Origin of the sequence: Winogradskyella sp. MH6, assembly GCF_022810765.1 — a bacterium.
Classification (GTDB): Bacteria; Bacteroidota; Bacteroidia; order Flavobacteriales; family Flavobacteriaceae; genus Winogradskyella.
Genome location: NZ_CP094494.1, coordinates 238,125 through 252,461 on the forward strand (window position 1 = coordinate 238,125; position 14,337 = coordinate 252,461).

The 14,337-nt window shown below is 35.6% G+C and carries 11 protein-coding genes and 5 tRNA genes; 1 reads left to right on the forward strand and 15 read right to left on the reverse strand.

Annotation, left to right across the window (positions count from 1 at the left end; all coding sequences use genetic code 11):
* Window positions 1–97 precede the first annotated feature (97 nt).
* On the forward strand, window positions 98–328 hold the full coding sequence (locus MST30_RS01120; protein WP_243472575.1) for a (4Fe-4S)-binding protein: 231 nt from the start codon (window positions 98–100) through the stop codon (window positions 326–328).
* Between the two features lie 329 nt (window positions 329–657).
* Here the strand turns inward: MST30_RS01120 and MST30_RS01125 are convergent, their stop codons facing one another.
* The 15 genes from MST30_RS01125 to MST30_RS01195 all read right to left on the reverse strand — a co-directional run bounded on the left by MST30_RS01125 (window position 658) and on the right by MST30_RS01195 (window position 14,250).
* Window positions 658–975, reverse strand: a complete 318-nt coding sequence (locus tag MST30_RS01125) for a DUF3467 domain-containing protein (RefSeq protein WP_076617118.1) — start codon at window positions 973–975, stop codon at window positions 658–660.
* Between the two features lie 92 nt (window positions 976–1,067).
* Window positions 1,068–5,369, reverse strand: a complete 4,302-nt coding sequence (gene rpoC, locus MST30_RS01130) for a DNA-directed RNA polymerase subunit beta' (protein ID WP_243472576.1) — start codon at window positions 5,367–5,369, stop codon at window positions 1,068–1,070.
* Between the two features lie 75 nt (window positions 5,370–5,444).
* A complete protein-coding gene (rpoB, locus tag MST30_RS01135; protein ID WP_243472577.1) occupies window positions 5,445–9,257 on the reverse strand; it encodes a DNA-directed RNA polymerase subunit beta in 3,813 nt (1,270 codons plus the stop codon).
* 123 nt (window positions 9,258–9,380) lie between these two features.
* The gene (gene rplL / locus MST30_RS01140) at window positions 9,381–9,761 is read right to left on the reverse strand and encodes a 50S ribosomal protein L7/L12 (protein ID WP_243472578.1); all 381 of its coding nucleotides are present in this window, start codon (window positions 9,759–9,761) and stop codon (window positions 9,381–9,383) included.
* Window positions 9,762–9,819: 58 nt separating this feature from the next.
* Entirely contained in the window at window positions 9,820–10,341 is a 522-nt protein-coding gene (gene rplJ / locus MST30_RS01145; RefSeq protein WP_243472579.1) for a 50S ribosomal protein L10, read from the reverse strand.
* Window positions 10,342–10,360: 19 nt separating this feature from the next.
* Window positions 10,361–11,050, reverse strand: a complete 690-nt coding sequence (rplA, locus tag MST30_RS01150) for a 50S ribosomal protein L1 (protein ID WP_243472580.1) — start codon at window positions 11,048–11,050, stop codon at window positions 10,361–10,363.
* A gap of 10 nt (window positions 11,051–11,060) precedes the next feature.
* Window positions 11,061–11,501, reverse strand: coding sequence for a 50S ribosomal protein L11 (gene rplK, locus MST30_RS01155; protein WP_243472581.1), 441 nt, complete (start codon window positions 11,499–11,501; stop codon window positions 11,061–11,063).
* 68 nt (window positions 11,502–11,569) lie between these two features.
* A complete protein-coding gene (gene nusG, locus MST30_RS01160) occupies window positions 11,570–12,115 on the reverse strand; it encodes a transcription termination/antitermination protein NusG (protein ID WP_243472582.1) in 546 nt (181 codons plus the stop codon).
* A gap of 18 nt (window positions 12,116–12,133) precedes the next feature.
* Window positions 12,134–12,328 carry a preprotein translocase subunit SecE gene (secE, locus tag MST30_RS01165; protein ID WP_243472583.1) on the reverse strand — a complete coding sequence of 65 codons (195 nt, stop codon included), beginning with the start codon at window positions 12,326–12,328 and terminating at the stop codon, window positions 12,134–12,136.
* A 44-nt stretch (window positions 12,329–12,372) separates the two neighbouring features.
* Window positions 12,373–12,445: transfer RNA gene (locus MST30_RS01170), tRNA-Trp, on the reverse strand.
* A gap of 63 nt (window positions 12,446–12,508) precedes the next feature.
* Window positions 12,509–13,696, reverse strand: coding sequence for an elongation factor Tu (gene tuf / locus MST30_RS01175; RefSeq protein ID WP_243472584.1), 1,188 nt, complete (start codon window positions 13,694–13,696; stop codon window positions 12,509–12,511).
* Between the two features lie 68 nt (window positions 13,697–13,764).
* A tRNA-Thr gene (locus tag MST30_RS01180) sits at window positions 13,765–13,836 on the reverse strand.
* Window positions 13,837–13,890: 54 nt separating this feature from the next.
* A tRNA-Gly gene (locus tag MST30_RS01185) sits at window positions 13,891–13,963 on the reverse strand.
* 76 nt (window positions 13,964–14,039) lie between these two features.
* Window positions 14,040–14,122, reverse strand: a tRNA-Tyr gene (locus tag MST30_RS01190).
* Window positions 14,123–14,176: 54 nt separating this feature from the next.
* A tRNA-Thr gene (locus tag MST30_RS01195) sits at window positions 14,177–14,250 on the reverse strand.
* Window positions 14,251–14,337: the final 87 nt, after the last annotated feature.

Here is a 14,337-nt window from a genome sequence, read left to right on the forward strand (position 1 = left end):
TGTCGATATTATTTGATTTTTATCGATGATTTAATTACTATTGAGTGTCAATAATTTTATCTGATAATAAGATTAACCCCAAACTAATCTATCTATTATGGATGTAAATGCAAACGTTTTCAGTAATAAAGAAATTACTGTAACCTACGAACCACGTTGTTGCGTAAATGCTGGCATTTGCGCTAAACAACTTTCTGAAGTATTTAGAAATTCGGTAATTCCATGGATTGATTTAGATGGTGCGCAAACAGATGTGATTGTAAATCAGATTAAAAAATGTCCATCTGGTGCATTAAAGTATCATCTTAATCAAAAAGATGTAGCCTAGAAAGCTTACTTTTAAGTAATAAAAAATCCTTGTAGTAAAACACTGCAAGGATTTTTTATTTTTCCACGATTATTACGCATAAAACAGCAAATAACGAATTTTAAGCGATTTAAGCCTTCTAAAACAATATTACTTACAGACACTATAAAAATTATTTTAAAGGACATTTAAGAGCATAAAATTCATTAGTTTTCAATTAATTTTATCAATATAAAAAATATCTTAAATAGATAATTTTAATACGTAATTATACTTGACCAGTTGGCCCAAAATTTAATGGAATTGGTGGTTGACAAATGGAAACATTTCTCTAACCACAAATTCTATATTTAAGCCTGACCTGTTGGTCCAAAATTTAATGGAATTGGTGGTTGCTCGTAATCTTTGATTTCACCATGTGCTTTTTCAAATCGAGCTACATTATCACCTAAAGCTTTAAGTAAACGTTTAGCATGTTGTGGTGTTAAAATTATCCTAGACTTAACTTTACTTTTTGGAGTACCTGGCATAATACTAACAAAGTCCACAACAAATTCTGAAACAGAATGATTAATAATTGCTAAGTTAGAATATGTACCTTCGGCAACCTTTTCGTCTAACTCTATATTTATTTGTCCTTTTTTTGGATTCTTTTTTTCTTCTGACATATTATTTAATTTAAAATTAAAAAGCCTTCAAACTATAATAGAATGAAGGCTTTTATTATTTACGTTCCTACCTTCGCAGGAATAACAAACTCCTAGTTGAAGTTCATTTCTTCTTTAGCTTTCATCATCTGATCAAACTCTTCTTTAGAACCTACAATAATGTTATCGTATTCTCTAACACCTGTACCAGCTGGTATTCTGTGTCCAACAATAACATTTTCTTTAAGCCCTTCTAAAGTATCAATCTTACCATTTACAGCCGCTTCGTTAAGAACTTTTGTAGTTTCCTGGAACGATGCCGCAGAAATAAATGACTTAGTTTGAAGCGAAGCTCTTGTAATACCTTGTAATATTGGCGTTGCAGTTGCAGGTTGTGCATCTCTAGCCGATACTAGGTTTTTGTCTTCTCTTCTTAAGCTAGAATTTTCATCTCTTAACTGACGTACAGTTACGATTTGACCTGATTTTAAGTTCTCAGAATCACCAGCATCTTCAACTACTTTCATTCCAAAAATCTTATCATTTTCTTCAATGAAATCTGATTTATGAACTAATTGGTTCTCTAAGAAAATAGTATCACCAGAATCCATAATTCTAACTTTACGCATCATTTGTCTTACAACAACTTCGAAGTGCTTATCGTTAATCTTTACACCTTGTAAACGGTATACTTCTTGTACCTCGTTTACTAAGTATTGCTGTACAGCCGATGGGCCTTTAATGTTAAGAATGTCATTTGGTGTTACAGAACCATCAGATAATGGCATACCTGCTTTTACGTAATCATTTTCTTGTACAAGAATCTGATTAGATAATTTCACTAAGTATTTTTTAACCTCACCTAACTTAGACTCAATGATGATTTCACGGTTACCACGCTTAATTTTACCAAATGATACCACACCATCAATCTCACTTACAACAGCTGGGTTAGATGGGTTACGTGCTTCGAATAACTCAGTTACACGAGGAAGACCACCTGTAATGTCACCAGCTTTAGCAGATTTACGAGGTATCTTAACTAAAATCTTACCTACTTCAATTTTATCACCATCATCAATCATTATGTGTGCACCTACTGGTAAGTTGTAAGAACGGATAGTTTCACCTTTAGAATCTTCAATCAATAATGTTGGAATCAACTTCTTGTTTCTAGATTCTGAAATTACTTTCTCTTGGAAACCTGTTTGTTCATCAATTTCTACTTGGTATGTTACACCTTGCTCGATGTTTTCATACTTCACTTTACCAGCAAATTCTGAAATAATTACACCGTTATATGGATCCCATTGACATATTACATCACCTTTCTTCACTTTAGCACCTGGCTTAACGAAGATATGAGAACCGTAAGGAATATTATTTGTACTTAAAACAATACCTGTTTTAGCATCAGTTAATTTTAATTCTGAAGTTCTAGAGATAACAACATCTACTTCGTTTCCTTCATTATCTTTTGTCTTAACAGTTTTAAGGTCATCGATTTCAGCGATACCATCAAACTTCACAGTTAATTTATTCTCTTCAGAAATGTTACCAGCAATACCACCTACGTGGAATGTACGTAATGTAAGCTGTGTACCAGGCTCGCCAATAGATTGAGCAGCAACTACACCAACTGCCTCACCTCGTTGTACCATTTTACCAGTAGCAAGGTTACGACCATAACATTTAACACAAATACCTTTTTTAGCCTCACAAGATAATGGTGAGCGTACTTCTATAGATTCGATTGCAGAATCACCTATTTGCTTAGCGATTGCATCATTTATGTGACCTCCTGCTTCAACAATTAACTCCTCTGTTAATGGATCGTAAACATCATTTAATGATGTTCTACCAACAATTCTAGCTTCTAATTTTTCTACAACTTCTTCATTCTTCTTCAATGCAGAAACTTCGATACCTCTTAATGTACCACAATCTTCTTCGTAAACGATAACATCTTGTGAAACATCAACCAAACGACGTGTTAAGTAACCTGCATCGGCAGTTTTAAGAGCCGTATCCGCAAGACCTTTACGAGCACCGTGAGTAGAGATAAAGTATTCTAAAATTGAAAGACCTTCTTTAAAGTTAGAAAGAATAGGGTTTTCAATAATTTCACCTCCACCTGCATTAGATTTCTTAGGCTTAGCCATCAAACCACGCATACCAGTTAACTGACGAATCTGTTCTTTAGATCCACGAGCTCCAGAATCTAACATCATAAATACTGAGTTAAATCCTTGTTGATCTTCACGGATACGCTTCATAGACAATTCAGTTAATTCAGCGTTTGTCGATGTCCAGATATCGATAACTTGGTTATAACGTTCGTTGTTGGTAATAAGTCCCATGTTATAGTTACCCATAATACCATCAACTTGCTTGTTGGCTGCATCAATCATAGCGTGCTTTTCTTTAGGTATAATAATATCACCTAAACTGAAAGATAATCCACCTTGGAATGCAAACTTATATCCTAAAGTCTTGATTTCATCTAAGAACTCAGCCGTCTCAGGTACAGAAGTTACTTTTAAGATATTACCAATAATATCTCTTAAAGATTTCTTAGTTAATACCTCATTAATATAACCTGCTGCTTCTGGCACTTTTTCGTTGAAAAGCACACGACCAACAGTCGTCTCAATGATTTGAGTAGTTAACTCTCCTTCTTCATTAAAGTCCTTAGTTCTTACTTTAATACCTGCGTTAAGATCAACTTTCTTCTCATTGTAAGCAATTGTTACTTCTTCTGGAGAGTAGAATGTTAACCCTTCACCTTTAACAGTATAAGTATCATCAGTCTTACGTAACTTAGTCATATAATAAAGACCAAGTACCATATCCTGAGAAGGTACTGTTACAGGAGAACCGTTTGCAGGGTTTAATATGTTGTGAGAAGCCAACATTAAAAGTTGCGCTTCTAAGATTGCTTCTGGTCCTAATGGTAAATGCACCGCCATTTGGTCACCATCGAAATCCGCGTTAAATGCCGTACACACTAATGGGTGTAACTGAATCGCTTTACCTTCGATAAGTTTTGGCTGGAATGCTTGGATACCAAGTCTGTGAAGCGTAGGAGCACGGTTTAGTAATACTGGATGTCCTTTAAGTACATTCTCTAAGATATCCCAAACAACAGGCTCTTTTCTATCTATAATTTTCTTTGCAGATTTTACAGTTTTTACAATACCTCTTTCAATTAATTTTCTAATGATGAAAGGCTTGTAAAGCTCTGCTGCCATATTTTTTGGCAATCCACACTCGAATAATTTTAATTCTGGTCCTACAACAATTACAGAACGTGCAGAGTAATCAACACGTTTACCAAGTAAGTTTTGACGGAAACGTCCTTGCTTACCTTTTAATGAATCTGATAAAGATTTTAATGGTCTGTTAGAATCTGTTTTTACAGCAGATGACTTACGTGTGTTATCAAATAATGAATCTACTGATTCTTGTAACATACGCTTTTCATTACGTAAAATCACTTCTGGTGCTTTTATCTCAACTAATCTCTTAAGACGATTGTTACGGATAATTACACGACGGTAAAGATCATTTAAATCTGAAGTTGCAAAACGTCCACCATCTAATGGCACTAACGGTCTTAATTCTGGTGGAATTACAGGAACAGCCTTCATAATCATCCACTCTGGTCTGTTCTCTCTATTTTCGTTAGACTCTCTAAAAGCTTCAACAACTTGAAGACGCTTTAAAGCTTCTGTTTTACGTTGCTTAGACGTTTCGTTATTAGCTTTGTGTCTTAATTCGTAAGACAACTGATCTAAGTCAATTCTAGCTAATAAATCGATAAGACACTCAGCACCCATTTTAGCGATGAACTTATTAGGGTCTGTGTCTTCTAAATATTGGTTTTCTTGTGGAAGAGATTCTAAAATATTAAGATATTCTTCTTCTGTTAAGAAATCCATTTTCTGTACTGGCTCACCTTCTGCATTCATTGCATTACCTGGTTGAATAACCACGTAACGTTCGTAATAAATGATCATATCTAATTTCTTAGATGGTAATCCAAGAAGGTAACCTATTTTGTTTGGTAATGAACGGAAGTACCAGATATGAGCCACAGGAACAACTAAGTTAATATGTCCTACTCTGTCTCTACGTACTTTCTTTTCTGTTACTTCTACACCACAACGGTCACAAACAATACCCTTGTAACGTATTCTTTTATATTTACCACAAGCACACTCAAAATCCTTTACAGGACCAAAAATACGCTCACAGAACAAACCATCACGTTCAGGTTTGTGAGTTCGATAATTGATAGTCTCTGGCTTTAATACTTCACCGCGAGAAGCTGCCAAAACAGATTCTGGAGATGCTAAACCAATAGAAATTTTATTAAATTTCTGTACTGTATTCTTATCTTGTTTTCTTGCCATGTTATTTTATAGTATTCAGTCTTCAGTCTTCAGTATACATCTTTAACTGTATACTGACGACTGCCTACTATTTTTTTATTCTTCTAATCTAATATCCAATCCTAAACCTTTCAATTCGTGCATAAGTACGTTGAATGATTCTGGAAGTCCAGGTTCTGGCATTGGCTCACCCTTAACGATAGCTTCGTAAGTTTTAGCTCTACCAATTACGTCATCTGATTTTACAGTTAAGATCTCACGTAAAGTACTTGATGCACCATAAGCTTCAAGTGCCCATACCTCCATCTCACCAAAACGCTGACCACCAAATTGTGCTTTACCACCTAATGGTTGCTGTGTAATTAATGAGTAAGGACCTATAGAACGTGCGTGCATCTTATCGTCAATCATGTGACCTAACTTAATCATATAGATTACACCTACTGTTGCAGGTTGGTCAAAACGATCTCCTGTACCACCATCATATAAATAGGTATGACCAAATCTTGGTACACCAGCTTCATCTGTAAAGCCATTAATCTGATCTAATGTTGCACCATCAAAAATTGGAGTTGCATAAGTTCTGTTTAACTTCTGACCTGCCCAACCTAATACGGTTTCATAAATCTGACCAATGTTCATACGAGAAGGTACACCAAGTGGATTTAATACGATATCTACAGGTGTTCCATCTTCTAAGAATGGCATATCTTCTTGACGAACAATACGCGCAACAATACCTTTGTTACCGTGACGACCTGCCATCTTATCACCTACTTTTAGTTTACGTTTCTTAGCGATGTAAACTTTAGCAAGCTTTATGATACCTGCTGGTAATTCATCACCTACAGAGATTGTAAACTTCTCACGTCTTAATGATCCTTGAAGATCATTTTCTTTAATCTTATAGTTGTGGATTAAATCTGCAACAAGTTCATTTGTATGATCATCAGTTGTCCATTTACCAGATGTTAAGTGCGTATAATCATCTACAGCATTTAACATTTTTAAGGTATACTTTTTACCTTTTGGTATAATTTCTTCACCTAAATCATTATAGATTCCTTGTGCAGTTTTACCGTTAACGATATTAAAAAGTTTTTCGACTAAAATTGCTTTTAAGTCATCAAAACGGTTATCATAAGCATCTTCTAACTTCTCGATATCTTCTTTATCTTGAGCTCTCTTACGCTTATCTTTTACGGCTCTAGCAAATAACTTCTTGTCGATTACTACACCATTTAATGATGGAGATGCTTTTAAAGATGCATCTTTTACATCACCTGCTTTATCACCGAAAATCGCACGAAGTAATTTTTCTTCTGGTGTTGGATCAGACTCACCTTTTGGTGTAATCTTACCAATTAAGATATCACCTGGCTTAATCTCAGCACCAACACGAATCATACCGTTTTCATCTAAGTCTTTAGTAGCCTCTTCTGAAACATTTGGTATATCATTAGTTAACTCTTCGTTACCTAATTTTGTATCTCTAACTTCTAGAGAGTACTCATCGATATGGATAGATGTAAAGATATCATCACGAACAACTTTTTCAGAAATTACAATCGCATCCTCAAAGTTATACCCTTTCCAAGGCATAAAGGCTACTTTCATATTTCTACCAAGTGCTAATTCACCATTTTGAGTTGCATAACCTTCACATAAAACCTGACCTTTAGAAACTTTATCTCCTTTTCTAACAATTGGTTTTAAGTTAATAGAAGTACCTTGGTTTGTTTTTCTGAATTTTACTAATGGGTATTCTTTAACATCGCTATCAAAGCTTACCATAGCTTCTTCTTCTGTACGCTCGTACTTGATTACGATTTTTTGAGCATCTACATACTCAACAACACCTTCTCCTTCAGCATTTATTAATACTCTAGAATCTGATGCTACTTGACGCTCTAAACCAGTACCAACGATTGGTGCTTCAGGTCTTAATAATGGAACTGCCTGACGCATCATGTTAGATCCCATTAATGCACGGTTTGCATCATCATGCTCTAAGAATGGAATTAAAGATGCCGAAATAGAAGCAATTTGGTTTGGTGCAACATCCGTGTAATTTACACTTGTTGGCTCAATCACAGGGAAATCACCCTCTTGACGTGCAATTACTTTATCATGCTGAATTTTACCTTTGTCATCAACTTCTACCGTTGCTTGAGCAATCATCATTTCTTCCTCTTCCTCTGCACTTAAATATGTTGGTGCGTTTTTAATATCAACTACACCATTTTCTACTTTTCTATACGGAGTTTCAATGAATCCCATTGAGTTTACCTTCGCATATACACCTAATGAAGATATCAAACCAATGTTTGGACCTTCAGGTGTTTCAATAGGACATAGACGTCCGTAATGCGTATAGTGAACGTCACGTACCTCGAAACCAGCTCTTTCTCTTGAAAGACCACCTGGTCCTAATGCTGATAAACGACGCTTGTGAGTAATCTCTGCTAATGGATTGGTTTGATCCATAAACTGAGATAACTGGTTTGTACCAAAGAAAGAATTAATTACAGACGATAATGTCTTAGCATTAATCAAATCTATTGGAGTAAACACTTCGTTATCACGAACGTTCATACGCTCGCGAATAGTACGTGCCATACGAGCTAAACCAACACCAAACTGAGAAGATAACTGCTCACCTACTGTACGTACACGACGGTTAGATAAGTGATCGATATCATCAATCTCTGCTTTAGAATTAATAAGCTCAATTAAATATTTTATGATGGTTATGATATCTTCTTTGGTAAGAACTTGCTTATCCATTCCAATATCTAAACCTAATTTCTTGTTCATTCTATAACGACCTACTTCACCTAAAGAGTAACGTTGGTCTGAGAAGAATAATTTATCAATTATACCACGTGCAGTTTCCTCATCTGGCGGCTCTGCATTACGTAATTGACGGTAGATATGTTCAACAGCTTCTTTTTCAGAGTTTGTTGGATCTTTTTGTAATGTATTGTGAATAATTGCGTAATCTCCTTGTTGTGCACTTTCTTTGTGTAAAAGAATTGTTTTTACACCTGCTTCAAGGATTTCTTCAATATTGTCTTTGTCTACGATTGTGTCACGATCTAATACAATTTCGTTACGCTCAATAGATACAACTTCACCTGTATCCTCGTCTACGAAATCTTCGTGCCAAGTGTTAAGTACACGTGCAGCAAGTTTACGACCGATAACTTTCTTTAAACCAGATTTAGAAACTTTCACTTCTTCTGCAAGATCAAAGATTTCTAAAATATCTTTATCACGCTCAAAACCGATAGCACGGAAAAGCGTTGTAACTGGTAATTTTTTCTTTCTATCAATGTAAGCGTACATCACACTATTGATATCTGTAGCAAATTCTATCCAAGACCCTTTAAAAGGAATTACTCTTGCAGAATATAACTTAGTACCATTAGCATGGAATGACTGGCTAAAGAATACACCAGGTGAACGGTGTAACTGAGATACAACTACACGCTCAGCACCATTGATACAAAAAGTACCACTAGGCGTCATGTATGGAATTGTACCTAAATAAACATCTTGAACAATCGTTTCAAAATCTTCGTGTTCAGGATCTGTACAGTATAACTTTAATCTAGCTTTTAAGGGAACACTGTATGTTAATCCTCTTTCTATACACTCTTCTATGGTGTAGCGAGGAGGATCGATAAAGTAATCTAAAAATTCTAATACAAATTGATTACGAGTATCTGTAATAGGGAAGTTTTCCATGAAGGTGTTGTATAACCCTTCATTTTCTCTTGCTTCTGACTTTGTTTCTAATTGGAAAAAATCCTGGAAGGATTTAATTTGAATATCCAAAAAGTCTGGGTAATCTGTTCTATTTACAATAGAAGAGAAATTAATTCTTTCAGCCTTTTTTGCTAACATTGATGAACGAGATTTTTATTAAATAAAAACTAAAATATGTATATAGCGTTTATATACACAAAAGGGTTTAGGTCTTAGAGGGACTCTCCAGACCTAAACCATATATTGTAGGTTAAGCTGAGCTTACTTAAGCTCAACCTCAGCTCCAGCTTCTTCTAAAGAAGATTTTAAGCCTTCAGCTTCATCTTTAGAAACACCTTCTTTAATTGTACTTGGTGCCTCATCTACTAAACCTTTAGCTTCTTTTAAGCCTAAACCAGTTAATTCCTTAACTAATTTTACAACTGCTAATTTAGAAGCACCTGCTGACTTTAATACTACATCAAATTCTGATTTTTCTTCAGCAGCGTCTCCACCACCTGCAGCACCAGCACCAGCAGCAACTGCAACTGCAGCAGCAGCAGGCTCAATACCGTACTCGTCTTTTAATATAGTAGCTAATTCGTTAACTTCTTTTACTGTTAAGTTAACTAATTGTTCTGCGAAATCTTTTAAATCTGCCATTTTTCTATTGTTTTAATGTGTGTTTTTTTATTTTAATTTCTAAGTGTGTTCTTGTTAATTATCCTTCTCTTTCAGATAATGTTTTAACTAAACCAGCGATTGTACCTCCACTCGATTTAAGTGCAGAGATAACATTCTTAGCAGGCGATTGTAACAATGTAACAATCTCGCCAAGTAATTCTTCTCTAGACTTAATTTCAACTAATGTGTCTAATAAATCATCGCCAATGTAAATTGCTTCTTCAATGAAAGCACCTTTTAATAAAGGTTTCTCTGATTTCTTACGAAATTCTTTTATAACCTTTGCAGGAGCATTTCCTGTTTCAGAATACATTACAGAAGTGTTTCCTTTTAAAGTCGTTGGTAAATCACCGAAATCTTTTTCCGATGCTTCCATAGCTTTCTCTAAAAGTGTATTCTTTACAACAGCTAACTTAATGTTAGATTTGAAACAAGCTCTTCTTAAATTTGAAGTTGTTGCTGCGTCTAATCCTGAGATATCTGTTAAATAGATATTAGTATTATCTGCTAATTGAGCAGTCAACTCTTCAATTACTACCGATTTTTCTTCTCTTGTCATAATATTCTAAGTTTAACTACTATCCTATTTTTGTGTCTATTGAGATACTTGGACTCATAGTACTTGACATGTATATACTCTTCATGTATGTACCTTTAGCTGCAGTTGGTTTTAACTTCATTAAAGTAGTTAACAATTCGTTTGCGTTACCAACTAATTTATCAGCGCTAAAAGACGCTTTTCCTATTGGAGCATGTACAATACCTGTTTTATCTACTTTAAAGTCAATTTTACCAGCTTTTACTTCGCTAACAGCTTTTCCTATATCCATAGTTACTGTTCCTGTCTTAGGGTTTGGCATAAGACCTCTTGGTCCTAATACTCTACCTAATGGTCCTAACTTACCCATAACGCTTGGCATAGTAACGATAACGTCAACGTCTGTCCAACCGTCTTTAATTTTTTGTAAGTATTCGTCTAATCCAACATAATCAGCACCAGCTTCTTTAGCTTCTGCTTCTTTATCTGGAGTAACTAATGCAAGAACCTTCATATCTTTACCTGTACCATGTGGTAAAGAAACTACACCACGAACCATTTGATTGGCTTTACGTGGATCTACACCTAATCTTACTGCTAAATCTACTGAAGCATCAAACTTAGTGTATGTGATTTCTTTTAGTAAAGCTGAAGCTTCTTCTAAAGAGTAAAGTTTATTTTTATCAACTTTAGCTCTTGCTTCTTTTTGCTTTCTTGTTAATCTTGCCATTTGTAAAAATTTAGTTTGGAGCTTCACCTCCTTTAACAGTGATACCCATCGATCTTGCAGTACCAGCTACCATTTTCATAGCTGATCCGATTTCGAATGCATTTAAATCTTGCATTTTATCTTCTGCAATTGCTTTAACTTGATCCCAAGTTACTTTTGCTACTTTACGTCGGTTAGGTTCTCCAGATCCTTTCTTTACTTTGGCCGCTTCTAATAATTGTACTGCAGCTGGTGGTGTTTTAATTACAAATTCAAAAGATTTGTCTTTGTAAACTGATATTACTACTGGTAATACCTTACCTTGTTTATCTTGGGTTCTAGCATTAAACTGCTTACAGAACTCCATGATATTAACTCCAGCGGCACCTAAAGCGGGTCCAACCGGTGGCGATGGATTCGCAGCACCTCCCCGAACTTGTAACTTAACTACTTTGTCTAGTTCTTTTGCCATTTTTTAAAATTTAGTGCGCTTGTCTATGTTGGAAGCTTAGACTAACGCTATCTTTATTGTAACAATTATTATAACTTTTCAACTTGCATATAACTTAACTCTAATGGTGTCTTTCTTCCGAAAATTTTCACCATTACTTCAAGTTTACGCTTTTCTTCAAATATTTTTTCGATAGTACCATCAAAACCATTGAATGGTCCATCGATAACTTTTACAGTTTCACCTTTTGTAAATGGAATTGCAATATTAGCATCCGCTTCTATTGACAACTCATCTACCTTACCTAACATTCTGTTAACTTCAGATTGTCTCAATGGCACAGGATCACCTCCTTTTGTTTCACCTAAAAAACCAATAACATTAGTAATTGATTTTATAATATGAGGAATCTCACCACTTAAGTTGGCCTGTATCATTATATATCCAGGGAAATAAACTTTCTCTTTGTTTATTTTCTTACCATTACGGATTTGAATAACTTTTTCAGTAGGAACTAAAACTTGGTCTACATAGTCTTCTAAACCTAATCTTGCGATTTCGTTCTCTATGTAGGCTTTAATTTTGTTTTCCTGACCACTTACAGCTCTAACAACATACCACTTTTTATCTGACATCTCCCTTGTTGTATTTTGTTAGTTTAATAAATCGAAATATGCTCTTACCGCTTTACTAAAAACAGTATCCACACCCCAAATAGCTAAAGAAAAAATAATTGAAAATACTGCTACAATCACAGTCAATCTTTGAGCCTCTGGCCAAGGTGTCCAAGACACATTGTTTTTTAACTCTTCGAATGATTCCTTTATATATGTTATTAATCCTGCCATTTGTTTATTATTTAAAGGTTATTTTAACCTGTTATCTAATTTCGCACGGGTTGAGAGACTCGAACTCCCGACACCTGGTTTTGGAGACCAGTGCTCTACCAACTGAGCTAAACCCGTAAACAATAATCAAGGCATCCTGAAATATCAGGACACCTTAACTAATTTATTTAACTATTTTATTTAGTCTAAAATCTCAGTTACCTGACCAGCACCAACTGTTCTACCACCTTCACGGATAGCGAAACGTAAACCTACGTTCATTGCAATTGGTTGGATTAACTCAACAGTAATAGTTAAGTTATCACCAGGCATTACCATCTCAACACCATCTGGAAGAGAAATGTTTCCAGTTACGTCAGTTGTACGTACGTAGAACTGAGGACGGTAGTTATTGTGGAATGGAGTGTGACGTCCACCTTCTTCTTTCTTAAGGATATAAACCTCAGCTTTGAATTTTTGGTGAGGAGTTACAGAACCAGGCTTAACGATTACCATACCTCTAGAGATTTGAGTTTTCTCAATACCTCTTAATAAGATACCAGCGTTATCACCAGCTTCACCTCTATCTAAGATTTGACGGAACATTTCGATACCAGTAATAGTAGAAGTTAATTTCTCAGCACCCATACCGATAATCTCAACAGGATCACCTGTGTTAGCTACACCAGTTTCAATACGACCAGTTGCAACAGTACCACGACCTGTAATTGAGAATACATCTTCGATTGGCATTAAGAAAGGCTTATCCATATCACGTACTGGCTCTTCGATCCAGTTATCACAAGCTTCCATTAATTCCATTACAGTATCAACCCACTTTTGCTCACCGTTTAACGCACCTAATGCAGAACCAGCGATTACAGGACCATTATCACCATCGTACTCATAGAAAGATAATAAATCTCTGATTTCCATCTCTACTAATTCTAATAACTCTTCATCATCAACCATATCCACTTTGTTCATGAATACAACGATACGAGGAATACCTACCTGACGACCAAGTAAGATATGCTCACGAGTTTGTGGCATAGGACCATCTGTTGCAGCAACAACTAATATAGCACCATCCATTTGAGCAGCACCAGTAACCATGTTCTTTACGTAATCCGCGTGACCTGGACAGTCAACGTGAGCATAGTGACGATTAGCTGTTTGATATTCTACGTGAGATGTATTAATTGTAATACCTCTTTCTTTTTCTTCTGGTGCATTATCGATTTGATCGAATGCTCTTGCTTCAGATAAACCTGCATCAGCTAATACTTTAGTAATAGCAGCAGTTAAAGTTGTTTTACCGTGATCTACGTGTCCAATAGTACCTATATTTAAGTGTGGTTTTGAACGATCGAAAGTTGCCTTTGCCATGTTTAATTTATTTAATCTTATTTAATATTAGTGTTCAATTGCTATTCTAAGTTTCTCTTAGAAAAAAGAGCCAATGACGAGATTTGAACTCGTGACCTCTTCCTTACCAAGGAAACGCTCTACCCCTGAGCTACACCGGCGTAAAGTGTTTAACATCTCAACTAAGAGACACCTGCCTTCGCAGGTTTTTTTTGAGCGGGAGACCGGGTTCGAACCGGCGACATTCAGCTTGGAAGGCTGACGCTCTACCAACTGAGCTACTCCCGCTTTTATAATTAAGCTTCCTTAATTAATGGTTTCAATATTTCAAAAACAACCAAATTATTTTTTGGTTTAGAAAAAGTGGGGAGAGCAGGATTCGAACCTGCGAAGTCGAAAGACAACGGAGTTACAGTCCGTCCCATTTGGCCGCTCTGGAATCTCCCCTAATTCATTTCAATATTTCAATTTAAAAAACACCTCTTAATTTAGTGTTTTTAGAGCCGATGGAGGGACTCGAACCCACGACCTGCTGATTACAAATCAGCTGCTCTAGCCAGCTGAGCTACATCGGCTTTTTAAGTACTTTTTACCAACAATTTCTTGCTGTAAAAAAGCCCGCTATTTCTAACGGACTGCAAATGTAGTATTTTATTTTTTTA